Annotated in this window: 12 protein-coding genes; 3 read left to right on the top strand and 9 right to left on the bottom strand. The window is 54.5% G+C overall.

The genetic code is table 11. From position 1 onward, the window contains the following. The first annotated feature begins 20 nt into the window (after window positions 1-20). Window positions 21-1,532, top strand: a complete 1,512-nt coding sequence (locus IPK65_13995) for a YifB family Mg chelatase-like AAA ATPase (protein ID MBK8164198.1) — start codon at window positions 21-23, stop codon at window positions 1,530-1,532. 95 nt (window positions 1,533-1,627) lie between these two features. On the opposite strand, the gene IPK65_13990 is transcribed toward IPK65_13995, so the two are convergent. From IPK65_13990 to IPK65_13950, 9 genes are all read right to left on the bottom strand, one after another. Then, window positions 1,628-2,041 (bottom strand): hypothetical protein, encoded by a 414-nt coding sequence (locus IPK65_13990; protein ID MBK8164197.1) that lies wholly within the window; start codon window positions 2,039-2,041, stop codon window positions 1,628-1,630. 11 nt (window positions 2,042-2,052) lie between these two features. Beyond that, complete coding sequence (locus IPK65_13985; protein ID MBK8164196.1) at window positions 2,053-6,111, bottom strand: RHS repeat protein; 4,059 nt, start codon at window positions 6,109-6,111, stop codon at window positions 2,053-2,055. A gap of 651 nt (window positions 6,112-6,762) precedes the next feature. Beyond that, the gene (locus IPK65_13980) at window positions 6,763-7,191 is read right to left on the bottom strand and encodes a helix-turn-helix transcriptional regulator (protein MBK8164195.1); all 429 of its coding nucleotides are present in this window, start codon (window positions 7,189-7,191) and stop codon (window positions 6,763-6,765) included. 120 nt (window positions 7,192-7,311) lie between these two features. Beyond that, on the bottom strand, window positions 7,312-7,560 hold the full coding sequence (locus IPK65_13975) for a hypothetical protein (GenBank protein MBK8164194.1): 249 nt from the start codon (window positions 7,558-7,560) through the stop codon (window positions 7,312-7,314). Between the two features lie 11 nt (window positions 7,561-7,571). Beyond that, window positions 7,572-11,267 carry a hypothetical protein gene (locus IPK65_13970; protein MBK8164193.1) on the bottom strand — a complete coding sequence of 1,232 codons (3,696 nt, stop codon included), beginning with the start codon at window positions 11,265-11,267 and terminating at the stop codon, window positions 7,572-7,574. A 173-nt stretch (window positions 11,268-11,440) separates the two neighbouring features. Continuing rightward, window positions 11,441-11,893 carry a hypothetical protein gene (locus IPK65_13965; protein MBK8164192.1) on the bottom strand — a complete coding sequence of 151 codons (453 nt, stop codon included), beginning with the start codon at window positions 11,891-11,893 and terminating at the stop codon, window positions 11,441-11,443. Window positions 11,894-12,280: 387 nt separating this feature from the next. Further along, entirely contained in the window at window positions 12,281-12,709 is a 429-nt protein-coding gene (locus tag IPK65_13960) for a helix-turn-helix transcriptional regulator (GenBank protein MBK8164191.1), read from the bottom strand. A 600-nt stretch (window positions 12,710-13,309) separates the two neighbouring features. After that, complete coding sequence (locus IPK65_13955; GenBank protein ID MBK8164190.1) at window positions 13,310-15,349, bottom strand: hypothetical protein; 2,040 nt, start codon at window positions 15,347-15,349, stop codon at window positions 13,310-13,312. Next, entirely contained in the window at window positions 15,231-15,953 is a 723-nt protein-coding gene (locus IPK65_13950) for a transposase (protein MBK8164189.1), read from the bottom strand. Before IPK65_13950 ends, IPK65_13955 begins: the two co-directional genes overlap by 119 nt. A 198-nt stretch (window positions 15,954-16,151) precedes the next feature. Here IPK65_13950 and IPK65_13945 point away from each other — a divergent pair, with 198 nt between their 5' ends. Continuing rightward, the gene (locus IPK65_13945; GenBank protein ID MBK8164188.1) at window positions 16,152-16,364 is read left to right on the top strand and encodes a hypothetical protein; all 213 of its coding nucleotides are present in this window, start codon (window positions 16,152-16,154) and stop codon (window positions 16,362-16,364) included. Window positions 16,365-16,900: 536 nt separating this feature from the next. Next, the gene (locus tag IPK65_13940) at window positions 16,901-18,106 is read left to right on the top strand and encodes an efflux RND transporter periplasmic adaptor subunit (protein MBK8164187.1); all 1,206 of its coding nucleotides are present in this window, start codon (window positions 16,901-16,903) and stop codon (window positions 18,104-18,106) included. The last annotated feature ends 11 nt before the right edge of the window (window positions 18,107-18,117 follow it).

Here is an 18,117-nt window from a genome sequence, read left to right as displayed (position 1 = left end):
GATTTCAAGGATGAGATACGGTGTCGCTGGCAGTCATATATTCCCGCGCCCAGACCGGCGTTGACGCTCCGCTGGTCACGGTCGAGGTCCACATCTCCAACGGCCTGCCCGCGCTCGCGATCGTCGGCCTGCCCGAGGCCGCGGTCAAGGAGAGCAAGGAGCGCGTGCGCGCCGCGCTGCTCAACGCCAACTTCGAATTTCCGGCCCGCCGCATCACGATCAACCTGGCACCGGCCGACCTGCCCAAGGAGGGCGGCCGCTACGACCTCGCCATCGCGCTCGGCATCCTCGTCGCCTCGGGTCAGTTGCCGCCCGCCGCGTGTCGGCACCACGAATTCATTGCCGAGCTGGCGCTGACCGGCGAATTGCGCGGGGTCCGCGGCATACTGCCGGCCGCGCTCGCCGCGACGGACGCGGGACGTGCCCTCATCGTTCCGGCGGCGAACGCCGCGGAAGGCGCCCTGGCCGAGGCAGCGACGCTCCATGCCGCGCATCACCTGCTCGAGGTCTGCGCCCATCTGAGCGGCGCGCGCGAACTGCCGCCCATGATCATGCCGGCAATTCCGGCACGCATCGTCACTGAGGATCTTGCCGATGTACGCGGACAACATCACGCCAGGCGCGCGCTCGAGATCGCGGCGGCGGGCGGACACAGCCTGTTGATGATTGGACCACCCGGGACCGGCAAGACCATGCTCGCGAGCCGCCTGCCCGGCATTCTGCCGCTGATGACGGATCAGGAAGCATTGGAGACCGCCGCCATCGCCTCCATAAGCGGCAATGGCTTCGAGATCCGGCACTGGCGGGAACGACCGTTCCGCGCCCCGCATCACACCGCCTCCGGCATCGCGCTGGTCGGCGGCGGCAGCTCGCCCCGCCCCGGAGAAATCTCGCTGGCGCACAATGGCGTACTGTTTCTGGACGAGCTCCCCGAATTCGACCGCCGCGTGCTCGAGGTGTTGCGCGAACCGCTGGAATCGGGCCGCATCATGATCTCGCGCGCGGCGCGCCAGTGCGAATTCCCCGCCCGCTTCCAGCTCGTCGCGGCGATGAACCCCTGCAACTGTGGACACCTGGGTGATTCCTCGGGCCGATGTCGTTGCACCGCGGAACAAATCCAGCGTTACCGCGCGCGGGTCTCGGGGCCGCTGCTCGACCGCATCGACATGCACATCGAGGTGCCCGCGCTGCCGCGCGCCGCATTGCGGCAGGACACGAATGAATCAATGCCCACCAGCGCGCAGGTGCGCGAGCGCGTCGTGCATGCACGCGCACGCCAGATCGCGCGTGACGGGAAACCCGCACATCAACTTGCGCCGAGGGAAATCGAGAAGAGCTGCGCCATCGATAGACGAGGAACAGATCTGCTCGAAAAAGCGGCGGAGCGGCTGGGCTTATCGGCGCGCGCCTATCATCGAATTCTCAAGGTGGCGCGCACCATTGCGGACCTCGACTCCGCTGAGCACATCGGTCACACGCACCTTGGCGAGGCGATAAGTTATAGAACACTGGACCGTAGATGGACTACATAAGCTACGTTTTCAAGTACTCTGACCCCTTGATCCAAATCTAAATTAAGACGACTTGGATAGTCTCTATAAACCAACTCTTTGAGAGTGATTAGCTATCAGTTGGGCTCATGGATTTCTAACGATAGATCTATTTTATGATTAGCTAACTCACTTAAAATTTTCCACCCAAATTTTTCTCCAAATGTTAGCTCTTTAGGTGCTGAAAGAATATAAAACTCCAAAGTACCACCGGTTGAATGAATTTCTTCAATCTCACTTCTTCGACGTTTTAAATTGTTTAACATATTTTCGAGACACATTGGAATTGAGTCTCCTTCTTTCTTTGGCACATCAAAACCACAGTAAGTTTCTTTCCATACTCCTGGCAATGGCTTCCCTTTTGAATTAACTCTGGCGTCTCCCACATTCCTTTTAACGTCTGTGTTCATGGAAAGTAGGGTACAAATAGCATCAGGCGACATAGATGGGTGCGTAACGCGAAACGAAATCTCAAACTCATATTCATTCATGAATCACCTAATTAATTCAAAAAGTCTTTATAATTACCCCAATTTTCAGCGCTACCATCAGGATTTGTAGTAATAACATCTCCATTTGGCGCTATTCCAACCCAATCTTTTGGCCCACTTTTCGTGCCGCTTCGGCCCTTGATTTTGTTATGATCCTCACCCTTTAAACCAAATTTTTTCTTGGCTTTATCAAGTGGCACGGTGTCTGTTGGGCAGTTGTCTGGTTTTGACTGAGTTCGAGATTTATCTTCCTTATTACGGTAGGGATCAGTTAAATCACGTATCCATTTGGGCCAGAATGGCGCGCTCCAGTCATAACCGCCAATACTTGTATTTTGTCCGCCTGGAGGTATAGCTGGAGTTGTTATGGGGATAGCAGTAAGCCCCAGGGGATCAATGAATTCCAGTGGAGTATTACCCACATAGGCGTAGGTATTGAATCCACCGGCTAACCCAATCGGATCACTCTCATTGTACCGTCCGGTGACCGGGTCATAATCCCGGAAGTAATTGTAGCTGAGTCCAGATTCCTGATCATAGTACTGCCCCGGGAAGCGCAAATTGTAGGTGAAGGTCACACTGTTGGTATCCGGGTCCTCGTTCGCGACCGTAGTACCAAAGGGATCGCTGTCCCAGCGCCAGATCATGGTGTTCGAGGTGTCGCTGATTGCCCGCGGGGTGTTGAGATGATCGGTATGGACGTAGTAGATCGCGCTCGACTTCAGAACGCCCACCGGCTGGTCTTCGAGGTAGACGGTCTCATTGATGGCTGTGCCAGCGTTGTCGTACTCCCCGATCAGTCTTCCTTGCTCGTCGTAGATAAACAGGGTACTGGTGCTGGAGACCGTCTTCTTGATGCGCTGACCGAGGCCGTTGAGTGTGTAGATGGTGGTGCCGTCGACGCCGGTGAGGCGGTTCCTGGGGTCGTAGGTGTAGGTGTGCGTACTGTCCCCGGTAACGTTACCGTTGTTGGCGTAACTGTAGCTCCGGTTGTGGATCCCGCTGATGCTCGTGATCCGGTTGTTGGTCGAGACGATGCTGTAGGTGTCGCTGTTGGCACCTTCCGTGAACAGGGTGCGGTTGCCGGTGGCGTCATAGCTGAAAGCCTGGCTAGCGATTCCAGAGTAGCTGGTCAACCGATCCAGTACGTCGTAGCCGTAGCTCTGACTGCCGACGGCGGTGATCCGGCTCGCATCGTCGTAGGTCAGGTTGGTGGCCGTGCCGCCCAGGGTGTAGGAGGCGACTCGTCCATCCTCATCGAGCGGTCGGCTGTAGGTGCTGCTGTTACCCCAGGTCCAGCCAACTGCCCCGCCCAGCGGGGCATACGCGACATCCTCGAGCAGGGTCGTGCTGTCGACCTCGATGGCTGCTATACGTCCCTGCAGGTCGTAGTCGTAGCTCACCACCTTCCCGGAGGGGTAGGTCATCTGGGTCAGGTGGCCGTCGCTGTCGTAGGTGTATCTCGTGGTTAGATTGACCGATCCGAGGGTCTGGGTTTTGGACGTGAGCCGACCCTTGATGTCATAGGTGTAGCTGGTTGTGCTGGTGGCATCGCTCATGCCCGTCAGATGCCCGATCCCGTAGGTCCCGGTGTCGTAGGTGAAGGTCGTCGTCACCGTGTTGCCGCTCAGGACGGAACTGACCTGGGTGATGCGATTCAGGGCATCGTAGGTGGAGGTGGTGACGGCGCCGCGGGCGTCGGTGCTGGTCAACAGGTTCCCGGCGGCATCATAGGTGTTGTTGGTAGTGCCGGTATCGGGGCTCACGATCTGCTTCAGGTTGTCGAGGGCATCCACGGTGTAGCTGGTGCTGTGGCTGCGCGCGTCGGTCACCTGGGTCAGTTGGTCACGGGCATTGTAGGTGAAGCCGGTGACTCCGGAGTTGGGATCGGTGACCTGAGTAATCCGGTTCAGCGCATCGTAGGTCCGGCCGGTGGTATGGCTGAGAGGGTCGGTGCTGCTGGTCAGATTGCCGTTGTTGTCGTAGGCGTACTCGGTGGACTGGTCGTCGGCGCCGAGGTCTTCCAGCAGGCGGTTCATGGTGCTGTAGACCCGGGAGCGGGTCTGGGTCAGGGTGTCGTTGGGATCAAAGACATCCTCCTGGAGGCGGTTGCCCATGGCGTCAAGGGTGTAGGTGATGTAGTTCCCAAGTCGGTCAGCAATGCCGGTCAGGCGGTGGGCTTCATCGTAGGTGAAGTCCAGATAGCTGTCGTCTGGCAAAGTAACTCGAGTCAGCTGACCCACGTTGTCGTAGGTGTAGGTCGTGGTCTCGCCCCCGGTGGTGCGGCTCGTCAGGCGGCCGCGCAGGTCGTAGGTCAGGGTGGTGGTGAGACCGTTGGGATCGACGATGGTCAGAGGATGGCCGTGATCGTCGTAGCTGGTGATCTGGGTCACCTGGCTTAAGGCATTGGTGATCGAGGAGATATTGCCGGCGCTGTCGTAGGCGAAGGTGGTGATGTCGGAGACGTCGGTGCGCGGGCCGTTGATCGTGTAGAGCTGACCGTTTCCGGTATAGGCGTAGGTCCAGGTGCGGCTAATGCCGAGACTCGTGTCTGTGATGGTCTTCTGGGTCAGCAGGCCGTTGCTGTCGTAGGTGAAGGCGGTGGTCTTGCCCGATTCCGTGATCAGCGTGGGTAACGCCAGGGTCGAGTGCCAGGTCGTCGTAATACTGCGTGGCTGGCTAGTACCGTAACCCTCAGTAGTGTTGGTTACTAAGCCTCGACTGTCATAGCTGTACCTATGTTGAATACCATTCCAGTCGTATCTCTTCCACAGCGTACCATTTGAATTGTAGGTCATCGATTGACCATTTCCGCACCCGCAATTTACACAGGGACTCCCCGAGATCGATGTCAATAATTTGCGATGGCTTTGGGCGAGGTAGTTATAGGTATTCACGCCGCCCAGGGCGTTGGTGATCTGGACTGATCCATTGGAATTGTATTGAAGATCGAAACGGTCTGCGTTACTCGCGTGGGTAGTTACGGACGGCCGACCTTCGGTGTCGTACTCCCAAGTAGCATACCGATCACCGTTTTCATCAATAATTCCTGTTAGGGGCCTAAGATGGTTCTCGCCCAATAAAGCAGTGTAGTTTTCTAGTGGTATCGTGGCTTCATCATCAACCGATCCACTTACACCACTTATATAACCAGAAAGAGCGTTAATTTCCGCTGAGCTTAGCGGCACTGGTTCTTCGTCGTTGATATAGTACGAGAGAGAACTCAACTCTGTTTCATATTTATATTCTCGAACAGAATTATCGGGGTATTGAACGGATTTGAGATAATCTTCCGGTAAACTATCGCCATCACCATAGGCATAGGAATACGTTTGTCCTGCCGGGTCTTCCATTTCGACAAGACGGCCCTCAGAATTGTATGACAACTCAATCGCGGCGCCACTACTTGCCTCAATCTCAATCAGAAGCCCGGGATAGGGTGCAATACCACTGGGTGTATTGCTGTCGCTGTAGTGTAAAACGTAACTGTCCCCGTTAAGTTGTTGGACACGGAGAAGGACGCCATTTGAATCATAAAATTCATAAGCCTGACGCTCGGCATCGTAGTAACGCCACGCACTGCCATTGCCATCGTTGAACGCTACGAGAATGTCGGGTGTGGGGCTGCGGGCCACCCAATTACCCGATGACAAATCGAAACTTTTTGCGCCCCCTACAGCACGTACAGCGACAATAAAGCTGGTATCTAGTGTTAGATATCGCCCGAACACATGAATAATCCAATGACCTCCAACAGAGCTGCTGTACGGCATGAAATGCCAGGAGGCGTATTGACGAGCGAAAAATAGTGGGCTGCGGCTTGCGGAACTTTGATAATCGTACTCAAGCTCTATCTTGTAGCCACGAGCTGGGTATACCGGGTTACCAACTGGACAACTGCTTTCTTCGACTGCACGAATGCGACGACATTCACCTGTGGATGTGTTGTAGCTAAATCCTAGTGCGCAAACCCGATACTTGCTGACCCAGTTTTGTCCAAATATGTCAGCATCAACATTAACCTGCTGAGTATAATTGTTAACCTCATACAGGTGGTACCAGCAGCCCATACTCCCACCGTTATGGCCAGCATGTACATTGGAATAGGTTGACGTGTACTGACCTTGAACAAAGGTGCCCTCAGGCCTCTTCGCTAGACAAGCATCTCTTGATTTTGGATAGAAAATGGATTGATTGGTGGGCTTATAATAGTAGGTCGGATCTTCTGTCTCATATAGCCAATCATCCACCAACGTAGCGGGCACATTGAATGATAGGAAACACAGCATAAGAAAGAGAGAGCAAACTGAAAGAACTTTAAAATTCCGACCCATGACGGACACTCTCCTTGTTTATTTCGCGATATTTCTCGGCGTTGTTGTATAAACCCAGCCCTCTATCAGTTTTGAATCACCATAAGACTTTCCTTTCGGATATTTCTTTCCCACAAGTTGAGTTGAGTGGTTCAATTAGAATTTATCATTGCTCTTCATTGTGAAGATTGTATGAAGGCAGTTGTGCTCATTAGGATGGTCAACTACGAGTGACATTCGTAACAAATATCCGATCGTGCGTATAGTTCTCAATTGGACTAATTATGTAGCCAGAATTAGCTACCAAAATAACTGCGCCAATCTCCTAGACGAATTATGTTCAGAATAAATTTTATAAGGCTACTAGTCCACACAACGAGTGTTAGCATCGATGATGGAGGTGCATTCCTATAGATTCAGCTCAGCGAATAACGCTTCTACCTTCGTCCGATACCGCCTCCATTTGATCGACCCCCTGTGCTCCCAGGATTGCCAGGTACATGGATCTACTCCAAGGGCCTGAGCAGCCTCTTTCATGGTCCACCCCCTTATCCGCCGGGCAGCCAGCATCCGTTCGGATAGAGTGGCTGGAACGGGAAACGGGTTGTACCCCAGGAATGCAAGGATCGACGGGAGAACCTTGATGGGAGGCGCTGTCGTTTTCCCATTCTCCCAGTTAAATACGGTGATCGGATCGACACCGAGACGCTCGGCTACCTCTCGCTGGTAGAGCTTGAGGGTGAGACGACGTTTCTTGATGTGTTCCCCAAGTGTCTGGGGCTCAAAATCAGTTTCCTTGGATTTCAATGCCTTAAGGCAAATCGGGACGAATTGCAAAAAGGCAACGCGGAGATGCGCCACTAGACATTTAATGAATTGAAAAATCGCGTGAAAATAACAATCAATTCGAGAAAGGTTTAGTACTAACGCAAACTCATAGCGTCCGAGGCCAGCACCTCAAGGAACGCTTGGCTGTTCCTGATGTTGGCAAACCTCGCTCTCATTATCCCACCGGCCACCGCTATCGAGGCACGCATCGACCGAAAAATAGTCAGTCGCAACGAAGGCGAACACGATCACTCCGGCCAAGCCAAGCAACACCACAGCAACGCCCAATCGGTGACGCGCAACCAACTCCCTAAAACGCTGGTTGACGCCCAATGCGACCAAGAACAGAAGGATCAGGCAGGCGGCGATAAGCAGCATTGGTTTGTCCCTCAGTAGTTGGACGGAAGTCCGTTCGGACGGAACGGGCTACAGATTTGTTGGCAGCTCGAGTTGGCTGAGTTGTTAGCTCCACCCTGCCGACCTTGATTATTAGCTCGCCGGTCAGCGTTACATGCCTGCGGCGAATCGCCCTTGATGTGCTCGTCCGTCAGTTCACGAAGCTCGCTCAGGATGCTGGATTCGAATGCACCGCCAGGCCCGCGGCTCGCCGCCTCGCAGTTGGCCTTGCAATGGAAATACTTATCGGCGCCGATCGTCTTCGCTCGACGCATGTCGAAATAGTTCTGCGAAAAGTCGATGTCCGCGCCGATCGCATCAGGAATGAACTCAATGATGTCCTCGCCTGGATACAGCCCATAAGGATCGGCAAAGCTGATGGTATTAGCGTTCACGTAGAGATACGTATTGACTCCGCCCCACTGTCCAATCGGATCACTCTCAACATATCGTCCCGTAACTGGGTCGTAATCCCGGAAGTAGTTGTAACTGAGTCCGGACTCTTGGTCATAATACTGCCCTGGGAAACGTAAATTGTAGGTAAAGGTCACACTGTTCGCATCCGGATCCTCATTCGCGGCTGTGGTACCAAACGGATCGCTGTCCCAACGCCAGATGATGGTGTTCGCGCTGTCGGTGATCGCCCTTGGGGTGTTCAGTTGATCCGTATGGACATAGTAGGCGGCGCTTGATCTCAAGATACCGACTGGCTGGGTATCGAGGTAGACAGTCTCATTGATCGCGGTACCGGTGTTGTCGTACTCCCCGATCAGCTGGCCCTGTTCATCATATATATAGAGTGTGCTGGTCCCCGAGACCGTCTTCTTGATGCGCTGCCCGAGTCCGTTGAGTGTGTAGGTAGTGGTGCCATCAACACCGGTAAGGCGGTTCCGGGGATCGTAGCTGTAGGTGTGAGTACTGTCCCCGTTGACACTGCCGCTGGTGTTGTAACTGTAGGTCCGGTTGTGGATCCCACTGATGCTCGTGATACGGTTGTTGGTCGAGACGATGCTGTAGGTGTCGCTATTGGCGCCTTCCGTAAACAGGGTTCGGTTGCCGGTGGCGTCATAGCTGAATGCTTGGCTGGCGACCCCGGTGTAGCTGGTCAACCGGTCCAGGCTGTCATAGCCGAAACTTTGACTGCCGATGGCGGTAATCCGGCTTGCATCGTCGTAGGAAAGCGTAGTGGTTGTGCCGCACAAGGTGTAGGAGGCTACCCTACCGTCATCATTGAGCGGCCGGCTGTAGGTGCTGCTGTTGCCCCAAGTCCAGCCTGTGGCACTACCCAAGGGTGCGTATGCAACATCATCGAGCAAGGTCGTGCTGTCGACCTCGATGGCGGCAATCCGGCCCTGCAGGTCGTAGTCATAGCTCACCACCTTGCCGGAGGGGTAGGTCATCTGGGTCAGGTGGCCGTCGCTGTCGTAGGTGTAGCTCGTGGTCAGATTGACCGAACCGAGGGTCTGGGTTTTGGACGTGAGCCGGCCCTTTATGTCGTAGGTAAAGCTGGTGGTGCTGTTGGCATCGCTCATGCCCGTCAGATGCCCAATACCGTAGGTACCGGTATCGTACGTGAATGTCGTGGTCACCGTGTTGCCGCTCAGGACGGTACTGACCTGGGTAACTCGGTTGAGCGCATCGTAGGTGTAGGTGGTCACGGCGCCCCGGGCATCGGTACTGGTCTTGAGATTGCCCGCGGCGTCATACGTGTTGGTGGTGGTGCCGGTATCGGGGCTCACGATCTGCTTCAGGTTGTCGAGCGCGTCCACGGTGTAGCTGGTGCTGTGGCTGCGGGCGTCGGTAACCTGGGTCAGCTGGTCGCGGGCGTTGTAGGTGAAGCCGGTGACTCCGGAGTTCGGGTCGGTGACCTGGGTCAGGCGATTGAGCGCATCGTAGGTCCGGCCGGTGGTATGGCTTAAGGGATCGATGCTACTGGTGAGGTTACCGTTGTTGTCGTAGGCGTACTCGGTGGACTGGTCGTCGGCGCCGAGATCTTCCAGCAGGCGGTTCATGCTGCTGTAGACCCGCGAGCGGGTCTGGGTCAGGGTGTCGTTGGGATCAAAGATATCCTCCTGGATGCGGTTGCCCATGGCGTCCAGGGTGTAGGTGATGTAGTTCCCGATACGATCTGAGATCCCGGTCAGGCGATGGGCTTCATCGTAGGTGTAATCCAGGTAGCTGTCGTCCGGCAGGGTGATCCGCGTCAACTGACCCACATTGTCGTAGGTGTAGGTTGTGGCTTCGCACCCAGTGGTGCGGCTCGTCAGGCGGCCGCGCAAGTCATAGGTCAGGGTGGTGGTGAGACCGTTGGGATCGACGATGGTCAGGGGGTGGCCGTGATCGTCGTAGCTTGTGATCTGGGTCACCTGGCTCAGCGCATTGGTGATCGAGGAGATATTACCGTCGCTGTCGTAGGCGAAGGTGGTGATGTCGGAGACATCCGTGCGCGGGCCGTTGATCGTGTAGAGCTGGCCATTTCCGGTGTAGGCGTAGGTCCAGGTGCGGCTCGTGCTCGTCCCGGTGTCGGTGATGGTCTTCTGGGTCAGGAGTCCGTTGCTGTCGTACGTGAAGGCTGTCGTCCTACCCGACTGTGTGATCAGCGTCGGCAGCGCTAAAGTCGAGTGCCAAGTCGTCGTAATAATACGTGGCTGACTAGTACCGTAACCCTCAGTAGTGTTGGTTACTAAGCCTCGACTATCATAACTATTTCGGTGCTGGATTCCATTCCAATCATACCTCTTCCATAGGGTACCATTCGAATTATAGGTCATTGATTGACCATTACCACACCCGCAATTTACACAGGGACTCCCTGAGATCGATGTCAATAACTTGCGATGGCTTTGTGCGAGGTAGTTATAGGTATTTACGCCACCCAGAGCATTCGTGATCTGGACTGAGCCATTGGAATTGTATTGCAGGTCAAAGCGGTCAGCGTTATTCGCATGGGTCGTTACTGAGGGCCGACCTTCTGTATCATATTCCCAAGTGGCAAACCGGTCACCATTCTCGTCAATAATTCCGGTTAGCGGGCGTTGCTTATTTTCGCCCAGCAATGCGGTGTAATTGACCAATGGAATCGTGGTTATTTCCATGTCTGCTTCGTCGGCCACCCCATTAATATATCCCGCAAGGGCGTTGAGCTCTGCAGAACTCAGTCCCGGAGGCGGATTCTCTTCTACATAGTTGGCAAGGGGGCCAAGATTGTTTTCATACTTATACTGACGTGTCGTGCTGTCCGGATATTCCACGGATACCAGATAGTCCTCTGGGACTTCATCCCCATCACCGTAGCTATAAGAATAAGTTTGGCTGGCAGGGTCTTGCATCTCGATTAAACGGCCCTGAGCATTGTATGAAAGATGGATCTCGGCGCCGCTGCTTGCTTCAATCTCAATCAGTAGCCCAGGATAAGGAGCGATGCCACTGGGTGTATTGCTATCGCTGTATTGAAGGATATATTCGTCCCCATTTAGCTGTTGTACACGCAATAGGAGTCCATTCGAATCATAAAACTCATAGGCCTGACGTTCGGCATCGTAATAACGCCATGCGCTGCCATTGCCATCATTGAATACTACTAGGCTGTCCGGCGTTGGGCTGCGAGCCACCCAGTTTCCCGAAGACAAATCAAATGCCTTGGTATCCCCTACAGCACGAACCACAACGATAAAACTGGAATCGAGCATCAAATATCGCCCGAATACATGAATTGTCCACTGATTACCGATTGAACTGCTATAAGGTGTAAAGTGCCATGAGGCATATTGGCGCGCAAAAAACAACGGACTACGACCCGCTGTGCTTCGATAGTCGTATTCAATTTCAGACTTGACGCCACGCCCCGGATAAACAGGATTTCCTATCGAGCAACTGCTTTCCTGAACATGTCGGATTCGCCGACACTGGTCTGTTCGGAATTATAGTTAAAGCCTAGCGCACAGACTCGATACTTCGAAATCCAGTGCTGTTTATATGAAGGATCAATGATTTGAAGTATCTGCCCCGTTGACACATTGGAATCAACAACCCGATATGTGCATCCCAAACCGTAACTTGAGTCATATGCTGGATTCGGATCAGAATGAGTAATCAGGGTATTACCACCTGAGACATATGGCGCCGGCATACGCGCGACGCAAGCTCCATAGGCTGTAGGGTAGAACATAGATTGATTGCTGGGTTTATAGTAGTAAGTTGGTGGCTCTATCTCATACAGCCAATCCTCTGCCATAGTGGCATAAGAATTAAATGGTATGCAAAACAGAATTATGTAAAGAGAGTAGACAGAAAGAATCTTATTATTCTTACCCATGATTGATACTCTCCATAGTTTTTTATTACATGCTATAGCGTCGTTATACAAACCTAGATTTTTACACCAGTGGAACACCATACGACATATATCCAATTGAGATATGTCTCACCTTCTACTTGAATCGAGCGACTCAAGCAGCACTTAGCATTGCTCTATATCGTGAAGATTATGTGACCGCGGTTGAATGAATTTACCTCACTCAAATTACTGCAAACAGTAGTAACAAATAACCGATTATGCGCATAGTTCTCAACTGGACGAATTGTCTAGTTAGAATTAGCTACAAGACGGCTAAAATTATTTCCTATAAAAACTCATTAAGAATTAATCTAGCCAGACCACAAGCGCCCGTAAACTTTATCTTCAGTGGTTGAAATGCGTTCTCTAAAGATTCAGCTCAGCCAGTAGAGCCTCTACCTTCGCCCGATACCGCTTCCACATGATCGAACCCGTGTACTCCCAGGTTTGCCAAGTGCATGGATCTACTCCAAGGGCCTGAGCAGCCTCTTTCATGGTCCACCCTCTTATCCGCCGGGCGGCCAGCATCCGTTCAGACAGTGTGGTTGGGACAGGAAACAGGTTGTATCCTAGGAATGCCAGGATGGCCGGGATAACCTTGATGGGAGGCTCGGCAATCAGACCCTTTTCCCAGTTCAATATGGTATTCGGATCGACCCCGAGACGTTCCGCCAGCTCCCTTTGGTAGAGCTTCAAACTCAAGCGTCGTTTCTTGATATGCTCCCCGAGTGTCCGGGGCTCAAAATCGGTTTCTTTAGATTTCAATACCTTAAGAGAGAGCGGCACGAATTGCAAAAAGGCAACGCGGAGATGGACCTTTACCTCTTCCGTAAACTGGTCAGGTGCGGGAAATCACATGTCGCTAGCTCATCATGTACAACAAACAGAAGCCTCACGATTCCCTTGGCGGATAACTACCTACTGTTTATGCCAACATCATTGTCAGCAGAGTCAACACGCAGCACAGTTTACATTTATAAGAGTACATCTAAAGATTCTGAAGGGAAGATAATATTTTCTATTACCCTAACTCCTTAATCGACAACTAAAGTCGAGATGACAATACTATAGTCCGGTAAGTAATTAACAGCAGTTCCGCACTAAAAAGCACATATCCTATCTGACGAATCAGAAGTCTCTTTTTGTCTTGTTGGTTATTGATTTGAAATAATGATCCCTTTGACAACCATTTCTCTGGGCATGCAATCATATAAAGTGGAAACCACGCCATAAGCACTAATCCCCCTACCATTAACGGCCAAGTAAAATGTGCTTGGTACCTTGGTCCACCTTGTCCGGGGGGGAATTTACTTTCGATATACAATTCTATTAGCCCTAACAGCACCACACTACAAAATAGTAGTATCGCTGGATGCCTCCATGACATGCCGTAAATTAGCGGCATATCGCTCTATGGCTATACATTTGTTTTTCCAGCTCCTCTGCCTGAGCGGATGAAATTATCCCTGCTACATCGTACCCGTGGAAACCAATATTAATACCTAATTCACCAAACAATCCGAGGAACGATCTAAACCCGCCAACCACCAGCGATCTCGCCTTAACTCCACCAACCACACTAGTCAGACTTGCTGGTCCAGCCACTGCAACCGCTGTAGCACCCCCAAAACCTGCCACTAAAAAATCACCAAATGAAAATTCACCATCACCGATTATAGTTCCACCTAGATATGAAACTGCCCCCACACCGAAACCTGCAAGAAGGCATTGTGGGCATTTACCAGTAGAATCTACATTATTTATTGGATCGGCATTGATATATAGATAAAGATTTGAGTCTCCGCCATCAAATAATATTGGATCCTTCGCCGTCCACCTACCCGTATGAGGATTATAATCCCTTGCCCCGAATCGCACGAAATTGGTGTGCGGATCATAGATCCCCCCGGCAAAACCAAACGGCTGGAACCCTGGATTGGTGTCGTTGACTACCCTACCCCAGACGTCATAATCGATACGCTGAGCGATCGAGCCATCCTCCGTATTTACGACCAGTCGTGGGCTTCCTAGGTGGTCAGAAAGAACACGGTAGGTACTTCCGTCCTTGATCATATAGCCTGGTATGTTCGCCTTTTCGGCGTAGACAAATCGCGCCGTCACGTTACCGAATTCATCAAGTTCGGCAATAGGGTTGAGCTGGTCCTGATAGAGGAAGCCTTGTACCAGATCACCATTTACCTTCTTGCCGATGCGGCGATTCTGTCCGTCGATGAGATATTCGATCTCAGTGGTATCCGGCAATACCACCTGCCTAAGATTACCAAACACATCGTAGCTGTACGTAGTAATCCCAGATGCATTTGTTTTGGTTAGTAATTCGCCGTTAGCGGTGTAGGTGTAGGTATTCGTTCCATCGCTCAGCAAACGGTCCTGCGCATCGTAAGTTCCGCCGTTTCGGTTACCGTTAGTATCATACCCGTACGTTGCCACAACCTGGCCACTCTGACTCACTTGGCTCAGGCGACCCGCCAGATCGTAGGAATAGTCATAGACGGTGGTGGACCCCGCTACGGTTTCACTCTGTTGCGTGACCCGACCCAAGGCGTCACGGACATAGGCCACGTTAAAGAGAGCGCCACCCAGCGTACCTGTGATCTGTAATTCGCCTTCCGTGGATTCTGTAATGACATCGATTAGAGGCGTTATAACGCTTGCCAACCATTGGTTGATATTGCTACCAGCATCATCAAAGTAGATCGATCCGTCTCCACCCATTGTCAGTGTAAGTGCCGTGAACGACATGGCCTGGGTTGTGCCATTCGCCTGACGACAATTCACCGGAGAATTAATAACGCTCCAACAGATCGTTCCCGCGTCATCCACTCCTAAACCGGGCACCGGACGCCCGTTCAGACTGGCCTGGAATATGGTAGCCGATGACCCATCGGAGAATACGTGGTCGATGTAGCCGCGTCCTGTCCCCACGATCAGACCCCAGGCAGACCGGCTCAATATAGCGGCACTGGCTTCGGCGTCATTCTCGTCGGGCAGTGGTATTTCGGACAATGTCGTACTGCTAATCACCTTAAATAGGTCAGCCGGGCCCGGGCCTGTAAGACCTGCGACGTACACCTCACCGTCAGGTCCGACCTCTATATCGTTGACAGACTGCAATCCACCGGCATCAAGGTCGGCGAACGGTATCTCGCCCGTCCCGTCATAGACCGAAATTTCCATATCCTTAAGCAGGTAGAGTTGGCCACCACTGCCAACAGCCACATCGCTTGCATCTGCCAGCCAGGCCGGCTGCTGTACCACGCCACTACCCATCAAGGGGTCAGAGTTGTTGATATTATCACTTCTCATATATACCTTCTCGCTCTCGGAAGGCCTCGCTTTTGCGGTCTCCACCCTGCGGCTTCCGGTCGACCCGTCGATGCAACATTCGCTCGACCTGTCCACGAAAACGCTCATCGCCTAAAACAATACCGGTCTTGGTCGCGCCTCGGATAGCGTCAAGTATCCCATCATCCATGTGGCAGGAAAACAAGGCGCGGTAGGCCGCGCATCGCGACGCAGTGGTCGTGCCGAGTCTTTCGTAGAGGTGATGCGGCGTTACCAGAATATCGGTGAGACCGTCAGCATTGCAGCGGAAACTCGACCACTGATAGGCATCCGGACGCTCAACCATCCCTGCACGAACCGGGTTGAGTTCGATATAGCGGCTGCACGTGAGAAGATAGCGCTCGGAATCAATAAGGGTCGATTTGTAGCGCCCCTCCCACAATGTCCCGGTGCGGCGATACACCTTGTTGATGTAACGCACATAGCGCCGCCCGACCGATTGCAAGGTCAGCGATGGCGCCTCGATGCGATCGGGAGTCAGCAACAGATGGACATGGTTCGTCATCAGCACGTAGGCGTGGATGTGGCAGCCATTCTGCCTTGCCGCGTCCCGAAGACTGTCGAGATAGTGACGATAGTCGTCATCGGCGAAGAAGCACGCCTGGCGGTTGTTGCCGCGCTGGACCAGGTGCAATGCCTGCCCGGGCACGACGATCCTTGGCAATCGGGCCAAAACGCAACTCCGTTTGCGTTCGAGGAATGTAGTGGCAGATTAACGAGAGAGAATTATGTTTTCAAGTACTCTGACCCCTTGATGCCTTGATGAGTACTCTGACCTCCCGACGGACCATGCAGCGGGCGCCCCGGCGTTGACATGGCGGGGCGCGCACCGGGCGGCCCGGGGCCGTCGTCCTGTGGGGCTGACACAAACTTGCAGGAACTTTCCCGCATTTACGCCCTGATCACGGTGACGCTCGCCGGTGAAGGGGCCATAGGGACATTCGCCGTCCTGCCGCTGCTCGCCATCTATCCCGGCGTCACCGGGTTCCTCGGCTGGGATCCGCTCACATCGATGATAGGACGGTACGCCCGCCGCCGCCGTTCAATCCCGAGCTTCGCCGCGACCGCCGCGCGTACAAGCTGACCCCGCAGGAGAACTACCGGATCGTCTTCCGGTCTGATTGCCAGACCGGAAGCCTCCATCCCGCAGTCGTATACTCCTGAGCTCCGGGTCCGATGCGGCCCGTCACTCCCTTTTAATCAGGCGCCTAATCGCAACAGACTGACACATGCCCGAAGCCGTTCTGTTAGACGGATAGAGTATGGGCCCCGGGCGACTCCTGCTGCGAAGCACTTCGAAGGATTGGCGCCGGAATCCAGGCTGCCTCGGAGCGAGTCCAGTCTCCATCGTCATTCCGGCCAGCAATCGTGCCCGGCCCGAAGCAAACCCGCGTGGCCTGCGATGGTTCCGGTCGATCAAGTATCACGGCCTCGCCTGAACGAATGACACCACAAAGATCAAGGGCATAAAAACCCGCGCTGCTGTTGCGGAGTCGTGTGCTGGCGCGCGCAGGGAACATGGCTGATATACTGTCATTCCCGCGTCCGCGCGCATTTCCGTCCAGCGTCCGGTCACGGCCACAGATGGTCTGAATCAAGATTACTATCCCGGAGCAGCTCATGAGCACTTTCCTCCCGTCCAAGGAATTGCGGTCATTACTCGCACTCGTCTCCGCCGCCGTGATGCTCGCCGCCTGCGGCCAGGGCCAGCAGGCGCAGCAGCAGGCGGGCGGACCGCCGCCGCCCGCCGTCAGTGTCGCCAGGGTGGAGGTGCGCGACGTCGCGCAATGGGATGAATTCACCGGACGCATCGAGGCGACCGACATCGTGGAGATCCGCCCGCGCGTGAGCGGCATCATCGAGGCGGTGCGCTACCGGGAAGGCGGCGAGGTTCGCAAGGGTGACGTCATGTTCGTCATCGACCAGCGTCCGTTCCGCGCCGCGCTTGACCGCGCCGAGGCGGAGCTGGCGCAGGCACGCGCGCAGGCTGCGCTCGCCGGGTCGGAGGCCGCGCGCGCGCAGAAGCTGCTCGAGACGAACGTCTTCTCGCAGGAGGCGCATGACCAGCGCCGCGCAGCGGAGCAGCAGGCAAACGCCGCCGTGCAGGCGGCCCAGGCCGCCGTCGAGACGGCGCGCCTGAACCTCGATTTCACCGAGGTGCGCTCGCCCATCAACGGCCGCGCCGGGCAGGCGCTGGTCACGGCGGGCAACCTGGTACAGACCGACCCCAGCCCGAGCACGCTCACCACCGTGGTGTCGATCGACCCGGTCTACGTGTATTTCGAGGGCGATGAACAGACCTACCTGCGCTATGGCGAGATGGCGCGCAGCGGCGAGCGTCCCAGCGCGCGCGAGAAGCGTGTACCCGTCAAGGTGGGCCTGAGCGACGAGGCCGGTTTTCCGCACGATGGTTACGTCGACTTCGTCGACAACCAGCTGAACCCGGCGACCGGCACCATACTCGTGCGGGCCGTACTCGACAACAAGGACCGCATCTTCACCCCCGGGCTGTTTGCGCGCGTGCAGCTGCTCGGCAGCGGCGAGTTCCCCGCCGCGCTGGTGGATGACAAGGCAATCCTCACCGACCAGGACCGCAAATATGTTTACGTACTCGGCCCGGATAACGTCGCGCTGCGTCGCGACGTCAAGCTCGGGCGCAGCGCGGAGGGCCTGCGCATCGTGGCGGAGGGCCTCGGATCGGAGGATCAGGTCATCGTCCACGGCGTACAGAAGATCTTCTTCCCCGGCATGCCGGTCATGCCGCAGACCATCCGCATGGGCGATCCGCCGCCCGCGCCGGGTCCGGACATGGCGGGCGGTCATTAATCCACCGAGAC

This window comes from Gammaproteobacteria bacterium, from assembly GCA_016712635.1.
In the GTDB taxonomy this organism is placed as follows: Bacteria; Pseudomonadota; Gammaproteobacteria; order SZUA-140; family SZUA-140; genus JADJWH01.
Note: the sequence above shows the minus strand (reverse complement) of the source record. Positions and strands in the feature narration are given on the sequence as shown.